Origin of the sequence: Streptomyces sp. NPDC051364 (assembly GCF_040682115.1) — a bacterium.
Classification (GTDB): Bacteria; Actinomycetota; Actinomycetes; order Streptomycetales; family Streptomycetaceae; genus Streptomyces.
Genome location: NZ_JBFBAH010000043.1, coordinates 1 through 14,695, shown reverse-complemented (window position 1 = coordinate 14,695; position 14,695 = coordinate 1). Strand labels below are relative to the sequence as shown.

Annotated in this window: 11 protein-coding genes, 1 tRNA gene and 2 pseudogenes; 8 read left to right on the top strand and 6 right to left on the bottom strand. The window is 69.4% G+C overall.

From position 1 onward, the window contains the following. Positions 1-25: 25 nt before the first annotated feature. Positions 26-1,762 (bottom strand): amidohydrolase, encoded by a 1,737-nt coding sequence (locus tag AB0M76_RS39705; RefSeq protein ID WP_365957605.1) that lies wholly within the window; start codon positions 1,760-1,762, stop codon positions 26-28. A gap of 128 nt (positions 1,763-1,890) precedes the next feature. Here AB0M76_RS39705 and AB0M76_RS39700 point away from each other — a divergent pair, with 128 nt between their 5' ends. Next, positions 1,891-2,586 (top strand): helix-turn-helix domain-containing protein, encoded by a 696-nt coding sequence (locus tag AB0M76_RS39700; RefSeq protein ID WP_365957604.1) that lies wholly within the window; start codon positions 1,891-1,893, stop codon positions 2,584-2,586. Between the two features lie 300 nt (positions 2,587-2,886). On the opposite strand, the gene AB0M76_RS39695 is transcribed toward AB0M76_RS39700, so the two are convergent. Next, positions 2,887-3,468: a TetR/AcrR family transcriptional regulator gene (locus AB0M76_RS39695; protein WP_365957603.1), complete on the bottom strand. Its 582-nt coding sequence runs from the start codon at positions 3,466-3,468 to the stop codon at positions 2,887-2,889. A gap of 57 nt (positions 3,469-3,525) precedes the next feature. Between AB0M76_RS39695 and AB0M76_RS39690 the strand changes: the two genes are divergently transcribed. Further along, on the top strand, positions 3,526-4,005 hold the full coding sequence (locus AB0M76_RS39690) for an SRPBCC family protein (RefSeq protein ID WP_365957602.1): 480 nt from the start codon (positions 3,526-3,528) through the stop codon (positions 4,003-4,005). 176 nt (positions 4,006-4,181) lie between these two features. On the opposite strand, the pseudogene AB0M76_RS39685 reads toward AB0M76_RS39690, so the two are convergent. Together AB0M76_RS39685 and AB0M76_RS39680 are read right to left on the bottom strand one after the other, a co-directional pair. Further along, positions 4,182-4,292 (bottom strand): annotated as a pseudogene (locus tag AB0M76_RS39685) (IS5/IS1182 family transposase); the annotation flags it as partial. Positions 4,293-4,643: 351 nt separating this feature from the next. Further along, positions 4,644-5,237, bottom strand: a complete 594-nt coding sequence (locus AB0M76_RS39680) for a ribosome-inactivating family protein (RefSeq protein WP_365957637.1) — start codon at positions 5,235-5,237, stop codon at positions 4,644-4,646. A gap of 659 nt (positions 5,238-5,896) precedes the next feature. On the opposite strand from AB0M76_RS39680, the gene AB0M76_RS39675 reads away from it, so the two are divergent. Continuing rightward, the gene (locus AB0M76_RS39675) at positions 5,897-6,169 is read left to right on the top strand and encodes a hypothetical protein (RefSeq protein WP_365957601.1); all 273 of its coding nucleotides are present in this window, start codon (positions 5,897-5,899) and stop codon (positions 6,167-6,169) included. A 181-nt stretch (positions 6,170-6,350) separates the two neighbouring features. Here AB0M76_RS39675 and AB0M76_RS39670 read toward each other — a convergent pair. After that, positions 6,351-6,527 (bottom strand): annotated as a pseudogene (locus tag AB0M76_RS39670) (hypothetical protein); the annotation flags it as partial. A 571-nt stretch (positions 6,528-7,098) separates the two neighbouring features. On the opposite strand from AB0M76_RS39670, the gene AB0M76_RS39665 reads away from it, so the two are divergent. From AB0M76_RS39665 to AB0M76_RS39650, 4 genes are all read left to right on the top strand, one after another. Then, the gene (locus AB0M76_RS39665) at positions 7,099-8,592 is read left to right on the top strand and encodes an FAD binding domain-containing protein (protein ID WP_365957636.1); all 1,494 of its coding nucleotides are present in this window, start codon (positions 7,099-7,101) and stop codon (positions 8,590-8,592) included. Then, positions 8,589-10,988, top strand: coding sequence for a xanthine dehydrogenase molybdopterin binding subunit (gene xdhB, locus AB0M76_RS39660; RefSeq protein WP_365957600.1), 2,400 nt, complete (start codon positions 8,589-8,591; stop codon positions 10,986-10,988). The genes AB0M76_RS39665 and xdhB overlap by 4 nt, the downstream gene beginning before the upstream one ends. A 1-nt stretch (position 10,989) precedes the next feature. Beyond that, positions 10,990-11,862, top strand: coding sequence for a xanthine dehydrogenase accessory protein XdhC (xdhC, locus tag AB0M76_RS39655; protein WP_365957599.1), 873 nt, complete (start codon positions 10,990-10,992; stop codon positions 11,860-11,862). A 1,168-nt stretch (positions 11,863-13,030) separates the two neighbouring features. Continuing rightward, a complete protein-coding gene (locus AB0M76_RS39650; RefSeq protein ID WP_365957598.1) occupies positions 13,031-13,717 on the top strand; it encodes a peptidoglycan recognition family protein in 687 nt (228 codons plus the stop codon). Positions 13,718-13,888: 171 nt separating this feature from the next. Here the strand turns inward: AB0M76_RS39650 and AB0M76_RS39645 are convergent, their stop codons facing one another. Beyond that, complete coding sequence (locus AB0M76_RS39645) at positions 13,889-14,278, bottom strand: hypothetical protein (protein WP_365957597.1); 390 nt, start codon at positions 14,276-14,278, stop codon at positions 13,889-13,891. 358 nt (positions 14,279-14,636) lie between these two features. Between AB0M76_RS39645 and AB0M76_RS39640 the strand changes: the two genes are divergently transcribed. Continuing rightward, positions 14,637-14,695: transfer RNA gene (locus tag AB0M76_RS39640), tRNA-Met, on the top strand.

Genomic DNA, 14,695 nt, shown 5'->3' with positions numbered 1-14,695 from the left:
CGGGGGGAGGGGGAGGTCCGTCGGTTCAGAGCGAGGCGGCGTAGACGAGTTCGCCGTCGAGGTAGGTCCGCAGCACCCGGGTCTCGGCGATCTCCTCGCTGGGGTGCGCGAAGGGATCCCGGTCGAGGACGACGAGGTCGGCGTACTTGCCCACCTCGACGGTGCCGGTGACCTCGTCCAGGTGGTTCGCCCAGGCGCTGCCGGCGGTGTAGGCGGTCAGGGCCTGGGACAGGGTCAGGGCCTGCTCGGGGAAGAAGGGAGGCAAGGCCTCGCGGGTCCCGGTCGTGTTCGGCGCCTCGTCGGGTACGGCGCGGTTGACGGCGACGTGGATGCCCCAGAGCGGGTTGGGGCTGCTGACGGACCAGTCGCTGCCCGCGACGAGCCGGGCGCCGGCGCGCTGGAGATCCCCGAACGGGTATTGGAGGGCCGCTCGTTCCGGCCCCAGGAAGGGGATGGTCAGCTCGTCCATCTGGGGTTCGTGCGCGGCCCACAGCGCCTGGATGTTCGCGGCCGCTCCAAGTCGCGCGAAACGCCCGATGTCATCGGGGTGGACGACCTGGAGGTGGGCGAGGTGGTGCCGGTTGTCATTGGCGCCGTTGACGGCACGCGCTGCGTCCAGCGCGTCGAGGACCTCCCGTACGGCGCGGTCCCCGAGCGCGTGGAAGTGGAGCTGGAAGCCCGAGCGGTCGAGGCGGGCGACCGCTTCGGTGAGCAGCTCCGGGTCGATGAAACTGAGCCCGGAGTTCCCGGTGGCGCAGCCGCAGCCGTCGAGGTACGGCTCCAGCATTCCGGCGGTGAAGTTCTCGGCGATGCCGTCCTGCATGATCTTCACGGAGGTGGCGTGGAAGCGGCCCGCCCGGCCGGTGCGGCGCCGCTCCTCCAGCTCGGGAATCTGCTCCAGTCCGCGCTCGCGGTCCCACCACAGCGCGCCGACGACACGCGCCCGCAGGGAACCTTCGCTCGCGGCACGCAGGTAGACGCCGAAATTGTCGGGGTTGCCGGGGAAGGCGCCGATCATGGCGTCCTGCCAGCTGGTCACACCGAGGCTGAACAGGTGCTCCTGCGCGGCCAGCAGGCCGGCGAGCGCCTCGTCCGGCGTCGCGATGGGCACGTGCCGGGCGACCAGATCCACGGCACCCTCCTGGAGCGTGCCCGCCGGGGTGCCGTCCGCCTCCCGCTCGATCCGGCCGTCGGCCGGATCCTGGGTGCCGCGGTCCACGCCCGCGAGCCGGAGCGCGTGGGTGTTGACCCAGGCTCCGTGACCGTCCCGATTGGTGAGCATGACCGGCCGGTCCGGGACCACGGCGTCGAGCATGCCGCGGGTGGGCGTGCCGCCGGGGAAGACGTCCATCGACCATCCGCCGCCGCGGATCCACGCGGCATCCGGATGCTCCTTGGCATACGCGGCCACGACGGCCAGATAGCCCTCGATGGTGCGCTCCTCGGACAGGTCGCAGCCGAGCATCAGGACGCCGGCCACCACGGGGTGGACGTGCGCGTCCTGGAAGCCGGGGACGAGCAGTCCGCCCGCCAGGTCCACGACCTCGGTGGACTCGTCGGCGAGCGAGCGGACGGCGGCCTCGTCGGCGACGGCGAGGATCCGGCCACCTCCGACGGCGACGGCGGCGTCGACGGGTCCGGCGGCGGCCCCGGTCCCCGTGCCGGTGCCGGTGGCGGTGCCGGTGCCGGTGCCGGTGAAGACCCGTCCTCCCACGAAAACGGTGTCGGCCCGCTGCACGATCGGCTCCTTGCTGACGGCCATCGACGCACCCCTCCCCATCGGCGGGCGGACCCGCTCGGCTTGTTGTTGAGGAGGAGTGAACGGGAGCGCAACATTGTTGTCAACGATGTTGCGCTCCCTCCGTTCCACATCGTTACACTGGCCGCACCATGCCGAAGTCATCCGACACATCCGCCCGGACCAAGCGCGCGGGCAGCCAGCTCACGCCCGACGCCATCATCGAGGCGAGCCTGCGCATCGCGGCTCGCGGCAGCGCGGACGCCTTCACCGTCCGACGCCTCGGCGAGGAGCTCGGCGCCGACCCCACAGCGATCTACCGGCACTTCCGCGACAAGGACGAGCTGCTGCTCTCCGTCGCCGACCGCACGCTCGGCGAGGTGGTCGACAGCATTCCCGAGGGCCTCGACTGGAAAGGGCGGCTGCGGGCGCTCGCCGACGCCTCCCTGGAGGTCGCGCTGCGCTATCCGGTGGTCGGCTCGACCATGGCCAGCCGCACCACCCGCCGGCCCAACGAGTTCCGTGTCGTCGAGCTCATCATCGGAGCCGTCAGGGAGGCCGGGCTCGACGGCGCCGAGGCGGCCGTCCACTACCGCATGGTGGGTGACTCGCTGCTCGCCTACGTGGGGCAGCGCGCCGCCTACCTGCTGTTCGACCCGGACATCCGGGAGGCCGACGAGTCTTCGTGGAGCCGGGAGTACCGGCTGGTCGACGCCGAGGGATTCCCGAACATCACCCGACTGAGCACGGAGCTGGCCGAGGTGACGGACGAGCAGATCTTCGCGGCCAGGGTCGAGGCGCTGATCACCGCCATCGAGAAGCGGGTCGAAGCACTCCGCGGCGCGTAGGCGCGTGCCCGCAGGCCCCTCGGGGGCGGGTCGGGGGTGGCGGTGCCGTCGCCCTCGCCCCGCCTTTCGGTCCACACGCAGCCATGGGCGCAACACTGTTGACAACCATGTTCCGGGGCACGGCCTTCAGACGGTCGTGGATGTGCTGCTGCCACTTGGTGACTGCGGTCCGGATGGACGCCTCACCGTCGGGGTCGTGGCCGTAGGCGCTGCGCTCGGCAGGGGTGAGTTTGGCGTGCCCGCACGCAACACCCCACCCATACCGGCAAATGCCCCGAACCGAGCCTTCTGCAACGCCGTTCAGCCGAGCAGGGCGGCCGCGGACTCCTCGGCGAGGTCCTCGGCGTACGGGGGCAGCGGGCGGCCTGCCCGCAGGGGGCGGCGGACCACCCCGAGCGGCAGGTCGATCAGGGCCAGGGCGATCCGGTCCCGGCCCTCGGGCCCGGTCAGGCCGAAGGCCGCGCCGACCATGCCGAGGCGGGCGAACACCCGCTCGTTGCCTCGGTCCGCGCGTTCCCGGCGCTCCTCTGACCAGCCGGCCCGGCCGAACTCCTCGGCGCCGTACAGGAGCAGCGCCGCCTCCCGCGGGTGGGCCCGGCTCCAGGCCACGACGTGTCGGGCGCCGGCGCGGGCGGCCCTGCGGGGGTCGGGGTCGCCGTCGAGGGCGGCGAGGTAGCCCTCTTGGAAGTCCTCGACGGTACGCAGCCACACCTCGGCGAGGAGCGCAGAGCGCCCCGGGAACCGGTGGTACACGGATCCGCTGGGCGCACCGACGGCCTGGGCGACGGCGGACATGGTGACTGCGGCCGGGCCGCCAGCGGCCGCGAGGAGGACGGCGGCGTCGAGGAGCTCGTCGGCGTCGAAGCGGGGTGGTCTCGGCATGAATCAGAGAGTACTCTCCAATTCAATTAGAGGTTGCTCTCCAATTGAAGGAGCTCCATGCCCGTCCACAACGTCCACGAACGCCTGCTGCCCATGAAGGCGGCCGAGGCCGGCGCCCTCCTCGACTCCCTCTCCGACGGGCCGGCCGACCGGCTCTGGCCGCACCGGACCTGGTCTCCCATGGAGTTCGACCGCCCGCTGTCCGCGGGCGCGAAAGGCGGGCACGGCCCGGTCCGCTACACGGTCGCCGCGTACGTCCCGGGAACCTGGGTCCGCTTCACCTTCAGCGGTCCTCGCGGCTTCCACGGCTTTCACGAGTACGCCGTACTGCCGGTCGACGACGAGCGCACGGTGCTGCGGCACACCCTGTCCATGCGGGTCACCGGGATCGCCCGGCTGAGCTGGCCGCTGGCCTACCGCTGGCTGCACGACGCACTGTTGGAGGACAGCCTCGACCGTGCCGAGCACCCGGCCCGGCGCGCCCGCTGGTCCCCGTATGTCCGGCTGCTCATGGCCATCGCCCCCAAGGAACACTGACGGGGCCCGGACCCTCGCTCCCGGCAAGGTCCGAGAGACACGACCCGTTGCTGCGACCGGCAACGCACCGGGGGACGTCCGGGCGGTTCCCCGCTCGGAGGACGCGAGGTGTTGCCACCCGGCCCGGCCGCGCGGCGCGCAGCGCGACGGATGGCGCCCGGACCGACCTTGACCAGCCGGTCCGGATGCCGCTTCCGTCCCGGATGCCGGGCCCGACGCTCAACTTTGGGCACCAGCGGCTCGATCACCGCCCACAACTCGTCTTCGACTTCCCACAGCTTCGGCATGATCGGGCCGCCTATACGATGTCTCCCGTCTCCGGGCATGGCGATGAAGGGTTCCGCATCAAAGGGCCGCCTTCCGTCCGTCATGCGATCCTGATGTCTCAGGTACTCCTCGATCTGGTACGACTTCCGCCCTCCGCAAGAGCTGTTCCGGAAAGGCCGAGCAGGGCCACGGCAGCTGGTACGGCGGCGATAAACACGAGGCGACCGGTGCGCTTGGCTATCACATTCGATCCTGTTCCGTGGATCCCCAGGACCGGAATCGCGGATCGTACGGGATTGAAACGAACTCCTGGCGAGGGGCTTGCTCCTTCTTCGGTGCCTGCCTGTGGATTGGCGCCCGCGTAAGAAATTTCAGGCGGGTGCCGCGGCCGACAGCCTGCCGCCGGTCAGCCAGATACGCGACATCGCATCGGCCAGGGCGGGGAATCGGGCGGCCTCACAGATCATTTCCGAGAGCACGAGCATTCCATGTGCGGTGCACTTCGGATCGCGGTTCCGGTGCAGCCAGATCACCGCGTCGCCCAGGGGCCGGCGCCCCAGGAAGATCCCCAAACGCCGCACGGCGGCGGCCGTCTCCAGGTCGGAGCGGCCTCCACCGAACGGCAGGACTTCGGTTCGGCGGATCCCCGGTGGCGCAATGGAGTCCCGCACGTGGCGGACGAACGCTTCCGGCGGGACCTGTCCGTTCTCGAAAGTGTTGCGGAATCCGACGATGCGCATGCCTGTGTTGTGTAGGCGGAGCTCAATGTACAGCTCGATGGACAAACCTCGAAGCTGAATGTGCAGGGGCAGGTAAGCAATTTCTCCCGGCCGTCGCGAGGCCCCGCCGAAAAATCCCTGAGCATCCTCTGCCCTCGACCGGATGGTCGACGTCAGGAGCCGATACTCGTCCGCTGATGCGTGCGCCGGAGAAAACGACACAGGTTTCAGCACGGCTGCCCACATCAGGGGAGGCCGCCAGAAATATGCCTTCCCTGAAGTAATCTGACCCCGATCGGTTCGATCCTGCTGCATTCACGCATGCGTATCCACCGCCTTCGTCATAATCCCCATTGCAGGGTTCGGATCGGTCCCGTCCTTTGTAGTCGTCCTGGTGGCGGCCGAGCAAATAGTTGGCCTCTGATGCTAAGAATTGAGCGCGTGATTCCGGTGGCCGGACCCCGCCCCGGACACGAAGCTGCCTGATGTCTGCTCCCGGGACCCGGGGCCGCTGCCAGGTGCAGGTGAGCCGGACTGCCAGGCCACAGGGCAGGAACAGCAGGGTCGGTGTCGAGGTTGTCCGACGCGACGGCCAGCGGCCTGTCCGTCGGGTACACGGCGCACTCGCCCGCCCGCCGGCGGTCCGGCTCGCCGCCCGTCGGCCCGCGTCAGGTGGCCGGTCGTGATCAGGGGAAACATCAGGTGAGTGAAGGGGCCGGTGTCAACTGCGAAGTGCCGATGTCGTGGCAGCGCCCGTCAAGGCCAAACGTCACTCCATGTCAATACAGTCATCCCTACGAGGAAGAGAACGTCGACGCGGATGCCGACGGCGTCCCCCGACATCTACCAACGCAACGAGGCAGAACAAGCCGCCACACCGCACAACTGACCGCATCGGAGACGCCATGGCGATCACCCTGCTCAGCATCGCCATAGTGGTGGCTGCCCTCGTCATCAGGACGGCAGTCGCCGAAGTCCGCCAACCCGGCAGCGGACGCAAGCACTGGAGGTTCCTCACCAACCCACGAGCCCTCGCTACCGGAGCCCTCACCGCCCTGCTGCTGGGCCTCCTCGCCTGGACCACAGAAGGACCCGTCGCAACGGCCTGGGCCGTGCTCGCCGGCACGCTCGTCGCCTACGTGGCCGGAAGCGACGAACGCGATGAACGCGACGACTGACCAAAGCCGCATCCCAATTGCCGAGACCCTGAAGTCCTGACCCAACGCACCTCAGGTGACGCAGCACGACAGCCTGCCCGAGCTCGTCCAGGGTCTGATCTACTTGCCAGTTGAGTGAGCCTCCGACCGACCAGAGCTGACCACGGACTCCAGTTGGCCGGTCCGAGGCGACCGGGCAGGGTCAGTTCCCGCGGGGCGCGTACATGATCACCGGTATGCCCTCGAGGCGGACCGAGGCGCCGATGACGACCCAGCTGCCGGGGCGGTAGCCGTCGGCGACCATGCCCCAGGCGATCGACCCGGCGACAAAGATCCCGCCGTACACGGCGAGAATGCGGCCGAAGCCCGCCTCTCGGCGGTCCACCAGGCCGCCCCGGACATCGACAGGACCTGGGGTGGGGAAGACGAATCTGAAGCCCTGCACCTCCGACGGCGTGCGGACAGGAGCGGCCCTGACCCGCTGGATCCGATACCCGGCCCGGGTGGACGTCAGTAGACCAACGGATCAGGTCTGGACACGACTGGTTTCGCGTACGAATATCCGCCGCACGAAGTGGCCTGCGTTCATGGAATCGACCTACATCCGCTTGACCGATGAACCTGCGGCAACGTAACTTCGACCGCACCGACTCGCGAGCTACTACTGGAAGGAGGCGAAGCCGGATGTCGACCATCTCCGAACTGCTTCGCCTCGCACACCAGATCGCCTGGGCTCCCGGTCGTGTTGCACACGGCTGCTGAGCAGCCCCCTTCCCGGCGTGCCTGATTGCGGCCCCGGCACCTTCCCATCTCTGTCACCATCTACGGCACGTCCTTGCGTGCCGATTTGTTGCGCTCGGGGTTATCGAGCTGCGACCATCGAAAGAGAAAGCTCCTGAAATGGCGACTTGGACAGTCACATCGACCGCGCGCCGAAATGCGAGTGCGCCATGGTAGCGGCGCGGATCACGGTCAACTGGAAAGAAACACCGATTTCACCGGCTGCGCCCCACACCACAGTGCTGGATTTTCTGCGTGAGCGTGGTCTCACCGGCACCAAGGAGGGCTGCGCCGAGGGTGAATGCGGCGCCTGTTCCGTCCTGGTGGCCCGTCCCGGGGTAAACAAGCCCACTGACTGGGTGGCGGTCAACGCCTGCCTGGTCCCGGTCGCGGCGCTCGACGGTCAGGAGGTCATCACCTCCGAAGGTCTCGCCACCGCCGGCGAGTCCGGCATGCCGGCCGCGTTGCACCCCGTGCAGGAGGAGATGGCCGTCCGCGGCGGTTCCCAATGTGGTTACTGCACACCGGGATTCATCTGCAGCATGGCCTCCGAGTACTACCGACCCGGCCGCTGCGCGCACCCGGACTCGGCCGACGGCGCCGGCGCCGGCACCGGCACCGGCACCGGCACCGGCACCGAGCACGGTCCGAACGGTTTCGATCTGCACGCGCTGAGCGGAAACCTGTGCCGCTGCACCGGCTACCGCCCGATTCGCGATGCCGCGTTCGCCGTCGGTACACCCGCCGAGAACGACCCCTTGGCGCAGCGTCGCGAGCAGTCCCCGCCCGAAGCAGTCTCCACCGAATACACCCGGGACGACAGCGCGTTCCTGCGGCCGAGCACCCTGGCCGATGCGCTGCAGCTACTGCGCGAGCGGAGCGACGCGGTGGTCGTCGCCGGAAGTACCGACTGGGGTGTGGAGGTGAACATCCGTTCCCGCCGGGCGAATTGCGCGGTCGCGGTCGACCGCCTGCCCGAACTGCGGGAGATGCGAGTCGAATCCGACCACATCGAGATCGGGGCGGCGCAGACGCTCACAGAGATCGAACGCCGCCTCGACGGCAGCGTCCCGCTGCTGGCAGAGCTGTTCCCGCAGTTCGCATCCCGGCTCATCCGCAACAGTGCGACCCTCGGCGGCAATCTGGGCACCGGGTCACCCATCGGTGACAGCCCACCGGTGCTGCTCGCGCTGGAGGCATCCGTGGTACTCACCGACACCGACGGTGAGCGCGAAGTCCCCCTCTCCGACTATTTCACCGGCTATCGGCAGAGCGTGCGCCGTCCCGGCGAGCTGATCCGCGCGGTACGCATCCCGCTGCCGCTCTCGCCCGTCGCGGCCTTCCACAAGATCGCCAAACGGCGCTTCGACGACATCTCCAGCGTGGCGGTCGCTTTCGCGCTCGACATCGAGGACGGGATCGTGCGCAAGGCACGCATCGGCCTGGGCGGCGTGGCCGCCACCCCGATCCGCGCCCTCGCCACCGAGGCAGCCCTGGAGGGCAAGCCGTGGGCGGCGGAGACCGTCGAGGCCGCGTCCCGGGTGCTGCAGGCCCAGGGCACACCCATGGACGATCACCGCGCCAGCGCCGGATACCGCTCCGCGATGCTCGGCCAGAGCCTGCTGAAGCTGTACGCGCAAACCACCGAGGCGGTGTCGTCATGAGTCATCTGTCCGAGCGCCCCGAAATGCCCGTCGTCGGCGTTTCCATGCCACACGAGAGCGCCAACCTGCACGTCACCGGCACCGCGCTCTACACCGACGACCTGGTCCATCGCACCAAGGACGTACTGCACGCCTACCCGGTCCAGGTCATGAAGGCCCATGGCAGGATCACCGCGCTGCGCACCGAGCCCGCGTTCGCCGTACCCGGTGTGGTCCGCGTGCTGACCGGTGCCGACGTTCCCGGCGTCAACGATGCCGGTATGAAGCACGACGAACCGCTGTTCCCCGAAGAGGTCATGTTCCACGGCCACGCCGTCGCTTGGGTGATCGCCGAAACCCTGGAGGCGGGCCGGCTCGGTGCGGCGGCCGTCGAGGTGGAACTCGACGAACAGCCCTCCGTGATCACGTTGCAGGAAGCGATCGCGGCGAACAGTTTTCACGGGGCCCGGCCCTTGATGCTGACCGGCGACGTCGATGCCGGCTTCGACGACTCCGCGCACGTGTTCACCGGCGAGTTCCAGTTCTCCGATCAGGAACACTTCTACCTCGAGACGCACGCGGCGCTGGCCCACGTCGACGAGGGCGGGCAGATGTTCGTCCAGAGCAGCACCCAGCATCCCTCGGAGACGCAGGAGATCGTCGCGCACGTGCTCGGCCTGCACAGCCACGAGGTGACCGTGCAGTGCCTGCGGATGGGTGGCGGCTTCGGCGGCAAGGAGATGCAGCCGCACGGGTTCGCGGCTGTCGCCGCGCTCGGCGCCAAGCTGACCGGTCGGCCGGTTCGGGTGCGCCTCAACCGGACCCAGGATCTGACCATGTCCGGCAAGCGCCACGGCTTCCACGCCACGTGGAAGATCGGCTTCGACGCCGAGGGCCGCATCCAGGCCCTGGACGCGACCCTGACCGCGGACGGCGGCTGGAGCCTGGACCTGTCCGAGCCCGTGGTGGCCCGCGCGCTGTGCCACATCGACAACACCTACTGGATTCCCCACGCGCGCATCGCCGGTCGCATCGCCAAGACCAACAAGGTCTCCAACACCGCCTTCCGCGGCTTCGGCGGACCGCAGGGCATGCTGGTGATCGAGGACATCATGGGCCGGTGCGCGCCGCTGCTCGGCCTGGATCCGATGGAGTTGCGCGAACGCAACTTCTACCGGCAGGGCCAATCGACGCCGTACGGACAGCCGGTCCCCCACCCCGAACGGATCTCCACCGTCTGGCAGCAGGTTCAGAACGACGCCGGCATCGCCGATCGCAAGCGCGAGATCGCGGCCTTCAACGCCGCGCACCCGCACGCCAAGCGGGCCCTCGCACTCACCGGGATCAAGTTCGGCATCTCGTTCAACCTCACCGCCTTCAACCAGGCCGGCGCACTCGTGCTGATCTACAAGGACGGCTCGGTCCTGATCAACCACGGCGGCACCGAGATGGGCCAGGGCCTGCACACCAAGATGCTGCAGGTGGCCGCGACCACGCTGGGCATCCCGCTGCACAAGGTGCGCCTCGCCCCGACGCGCACGGACAAGGTGCCCAACACCTCTGCCACCGCCGCCAGTGCCGGGGCGGACCTCAACGGTGCGGCGGTGAAGAACGCCTGCGAGCAGTTGCGCGAGCGGCTGCGGCAGGTCGCCGGCACCCAGCTGGGCGCGAACGCCTCGGACGTGCGCATCGTCGAGGGCGTCGCACGGGTCCTCGGCAACGACAAGGAGCTCGCCTGGGACGACCTGGTGCGCACCGCGTACTTCCAGCGGGTCCAGTTGTCGGCGGCCGGCTTCTACCGGACCGAGGGGCTGCACTGGGACGCGAAGGCCTTCCAGGGCTCGCCGTTCAAGTACTTCTCCTACGGCGCCGCCGCGACCGAGGTGGAGGTGGACGGCTTCACCGGCGCGTACCGGATCCGGCGGGTGGACATCGTGCACGACGTCGGCGACAGCCTCTCGCCGATGATCGACATCGGTCAGGTCGAGGGCGGTTTCGTGCAGGGCGCGGGCTGGCTCACGCTTGAGGACCTGAGGTGGGACGCCGGCGACGGGCCGAACCGCGGTCGGCTGCTGACCCAGGCGGCGAGCACCTACAAGCTGCCGAGTTTCTCGGAGATGCCCGAGGAGTTCAACGTCAGGCTGCTGGAGAACGCCACCGAGGAGGGTGCGGTGTACGGGTCCAAGGCGGTGGGTGAGCCTCCGCTGATGCTGGCCTTCTCGGTGCGAGAAGCGCTGCGGCAGGCGGCCGGGGAGTTCGGGCCCTCCGGAGTCAGTGTGGAACTCGCCTCCCCCGCGACACCGGAGGCGGTGTACTGGGCGATCGAAGCAGCCCGCAAGGGGGGCGTGCGGCACGACGGTCGCGTCCCCGACGGCAGCGAGGTCCCCGCCGACGCAAGCTCTTTGAGCAATGCCTGACATGAGCTGGGTGGCCGCGGTCGCACGGTTGCGGGCAGGCCGGGAACCCGGCGTGCTCGTGACCGTCGCGACCGTGCGCGGCCACGCACCCCGCCGGGCCGGTGCCAAACTCGTCGTGGGACGGACCGAGACCTGGGGTTCTATCGGCGGCGGCAACATCGAAGCCGTGGCCATCGATCGGGCGCGCGAGCTGAACGGCACGGCCGGTCCGGAGCCGGAGCCGGAGCTGATGGAATTCGCCCTCAACGACAAAGTCACCGGCCCGCACGGTGTGCAGTGCTGCGGCGGAGCCGTCACCGTACTGCTCGAACCGCTGCCGGTGGTCCAAGCGGTGGCGGTCTTCGGCGTCGGGCACGTCGGACTGGAACTGGCACGCATCCTGGCCCGCCACCACCTCGACCTGCACCTGATCGACACCCGCCCCGACATGCTCACCGACGAACGACTCGGCGTGCTCGCGGATGCGGTGGCGCAGATCCACGTGCACCACACCCCACTGCTTCCGGAGGAGGTGCTCACGGAGCTACCACCCGGCACCCACGTCCTGATCATGACCCACGATCACGCCGAGGACGCCGCACTGTGCGACGCCGCCTTGCGCACCGCCGGTCTCGGCTCCATCGGATTGATCGGCTCGTCCGCCAAATGGGCGCGGTTCCGGCAACGCCTGGCCACCGAGGGCGGCCACGACGCCGCCACCATCGACCGGATCAAGACCCCGATCGGAATCGCCGAGATCACCGGCAAGGAACCCGCCACGATCGCGGTGAGCGTCGCGGCGGACCTGCTCCGGTCCTTCGAACAGGACCGCCACCGGGCAGTGCCGAATCCGGTTGCCGCGGTGCCGTACGCTCCGGTCGCCGGCAGCGCGTGAGACAGCACGGACCCGCGGCACCTGGGCGACCCTCGCCAGGCCCGGATATGAGAACGCTGCCCCTGATTGCCCGGCACCGTTCCTGAGCCACCCCGGGCAGCGGAGAATCGGAGGTGTCCTGCCCGCCCGGCCCCCGGCCGCGCGCACCACCGATTCAGCGCGCACTCCCCCGGGGCTTCGGGCGGGTTGGCGGGAGTTCTGAGGCAGGGATCTGAGGGCCGTCGTAACCCTTGAATGCGCCGTAGCGCGGTGCCGTTCGTCCAGTCCTCGCAGAATTGTTCGACCCCCTCCTGGCCGCGTACGACAAGGACTGCTGACATTCCGCAGCCCGCTGGGCGCGATGCCGGCACTGCTACAAGGTCCGATACAGCGGCCCCGGCGGAAAGCAGGTCGAAGAGTCGGGCTTCGTGAGGCAGGACGAAGCCATCGACAGACTGACCGGTGTCTTCAAAGCGAAGAAGGCCGCCCCGGCGAAGCAGGCGAAGTACGCGCGTCGAGAAGAACGGTCCCAAGCGGTTCCGGGACTACGCCGTCGAGTGGAAGCCCCGCCGGCGCCATCTCGCCGCGGTGTCACTCAGCCACCTGGACTCGCTGTTCCAGCACCACTTCCCCGCACTCGGGACCCGCCGGATCAGCAGGTTCGACCACAAGGTGGTGGACGGCCTCATCCGGGACGATCGAGCGTAACGGAGTCGGCATCGCAGCCCAAGCGAACGCCGAAGAGAAGCCGAAGTCGATACTTTTCGATGCCCATCGACTGGGCGTCTTCGACGACAACCTCTCCTGGGCGTTCCGAACAGCCCTTTGCCCACCAGGTAGTTCCAGTCGCCCCGGCGTCAAGCGACTCCGTCAACAGGACGTCGTTCTCCTCTGTACCGAAACTTGCGCTCCGACGTACCGAAGGTTCGCTGCGGCCGCACGTCGAGCGGAGCGCGCACCCGTTCGGCTGTCACGAAACGGTCATCATCCGGTCCCATTCCGACACCAAAGGTCGGCAAGTATTCCGGTGGAGAACGTTCAGCCCAGCAAAGGATCTACCGATGCTCCGTTCCCGACGCGCCAGGGTCAGGGAGCCGAACCGGCCTGCCGGGCCGTACCGACCGGCGTTCGCATCCGGGCCTCGCGGCGAGACCTCCGATCCCTGCCCCGTACGTACGGAGCCGCTCGCGTGACCCACCGCAAACCGAAGCCGCGACTGGTGTCGCGCCGCACCGCCCTGGCCTGCACCGGCGGTGGACTCATCGCCACCGCTCTCGGCGCCGCCGTCGACTTCAGCAGGGGCCCCGGGACCGGCCGAGCGGAAACCCAGGACGAGGGTGGGGCAGGGCCACCCGCCGAAACGACTCCCGAACGGGGGCAGGCGTGGATGCCGGACGTCACCCACAGGCCGCTGGCGGTGAACTTCACTCCGGGCGGGATCCGAGAGATGCGGGGTCTGGTCCTGCATGTGCAGGAGGGCGAGAACTCGCTCCACGATCGCTTCAGCGACCCGGCGGTGGAGTGTTCCTCGCACTTCTGGGTCTCGCAGTCCGGCGAGATCGAACAGTACGTCTCCGCGCACGACCGGGCCTGGGCGCAGGGCGCCGGGAACCCGTCGTGGCTCTCGGTGGAGACCTCGGGATTCGCGACTCGGCCGCTCACCGCGCAGCAGGTGGACGCCGTCGCCCGGATCTACGCCTGGGGCATGGCGCAGCACGGGTGGCCCCTCGAGCCCGCCTCCACACCGCTGGGCCAGGGGTTCGGCATCCACAGCATGGGCGGCCGGGACTGGGGCGGCCACTCATGCCCCGGCCCTCTCCGGTCCGCCCAGACGGGGGCGATACTCAGCGCGGTCCGTGTGAGGTTCCCCCGGTAGGCGTCGCAGTGTTGGCGGGGGGGCCAAGCTGACCGTCGAGCGACGCGACCCCGCCGGGACGCGTGGCGTGGACTGGCCACCGGCTACGACAAGACGGCAACCAGTACCAAGCGCCCGGGGGCTGGCCATGGTATCTGCCGCTGGCCGACCGGGGCTGCTGGTGGCCGTCGGCTATTCCGGGGTGATGCGGGTGGCGGTGGCCCGCTCCATGGCTTCGGCGAAGCCGGCATCGCGGCGGCGGCGCTGATAGACCGTCGCGGTCGTGATGCCGACCTCCGCCGCGGCCTTCGCCGTTGCCGTCCCGGCCCGCAGGTACCCGAGGAACTGCCGACGCCGCTCCGGCGTGAAGCGGGAGGGACGGTGCTCCGCAGGTTGGACGGTTGCGGCCGCCACCGCGTCACATGCGGCCGCGAACGCCGGCTCTTCGCTGCGCCAGGCGTTGGCCTGACCGGAGCCGTCGAAGAGAATCTGGGAGACCAGGCTGGGCGAGGCACCCAGGAACCAGGAGCCGCAGGTAGTCCGCCCAGCGATACCCACCGCCTCGACACCGTCCGGGTCCACACCCGCCAGTGCAAGCGCCGGCCCCGTATCCGTCCGGGCCGCACGAAACACTGCACGGACCGCTACCCCCAAGTCCCCCGTCACCGCCTGAACCCCCTCACCCATGCGCAGCCGAGCCAGCACAGTGGACCGAATGCGGGCCGAGAGCGTCTGGGGCATGAGCGCACCCGCAGGACGCACCTCGACGGCTGGCCCTCCCGACGCACCACTCCACAGGCAGACCCAGGCGACGATCACCATCGCGCGGCGTGCGCCTTGCCCTGGCACGGAGCCGCACCTCGGGGGAACCTCACCCTGCGCGAAATCTGGTCGAACCATGCCGGGCGGTGCCGTAGGGTGGGGTTCACCGACGCGGGGTGGAGCAGCTCGGTAGCTCGCTGGGCTCATAACCCAGAGGTCGCAGGTTCAAATCCTGTC

Bases quoted from the DNA above. Each gene is read 5' to 3' on its own strand.
- AB0M76_RS39690 (WP_365957602.1), top strand. From the start codon at position 3,526: ATGCCCGTCCACAACGTCCACGAACGCCTGCTGCCCATGAAGGCGGCC.
- xdhB (WP_365957600.1), top strand. From the start codon at position 8,589: ATGAGTCATCTGTCCGAGCGCCCCGAAATGCCCGTCGTCGGCGTTTCC.
- xdhC (WP_365957599.1), top strand. From the start codon at position 10,990: ATGAGCTGGGTGGCCGCGGTCGCACGGTTGCGGGCAGGCCGGGAACCC.
- AB0M76_RS39695 (WP_365957603.1), bottom strand. From the start codon at position 3,468: ATGCCGAGACCACCCCGCTTCGACGCCGACGAGCTCCTCGACGCCGCC.
- AB0M76_RS39675 (WP_365957601.1), top strand. From the start codon at position 5,897: ATGGCGATCACCCTGCTCAGCATCGCCATAGTGGTGGCTGCCCTCGTC.
- AB0M76_RS39665 (WP_365957636.1), top strand. From the start codon at position 7,099: ATGGTAGCGGCGCGGATCACGGTCAACTGGAAAGAAACACCGATTTCA.
- AB0M76_RS39705 (WP_365957605.1), bottom strand. From the start codon at position 1,762: ATGGCCGTCAGCAAGGAGCCGATCGTGCAGCGGGCCGACACCGTTTTC.
- AB0M76_RS39680 (WP_365957637.1), bottom strand. From the start codon at position 5,237: ATGTGGGCAGCCGTGCTGAAACCTGTGTCGTTTTCTCCGGCGCACGCA.
- AB0M76_RS39700 (WP_365957604.1), top strand. From the start codon at position 1,891: ATGCCGAAGTCATCCGACACATCCGCCCGGACCAAGCGCGCGGGCAGC.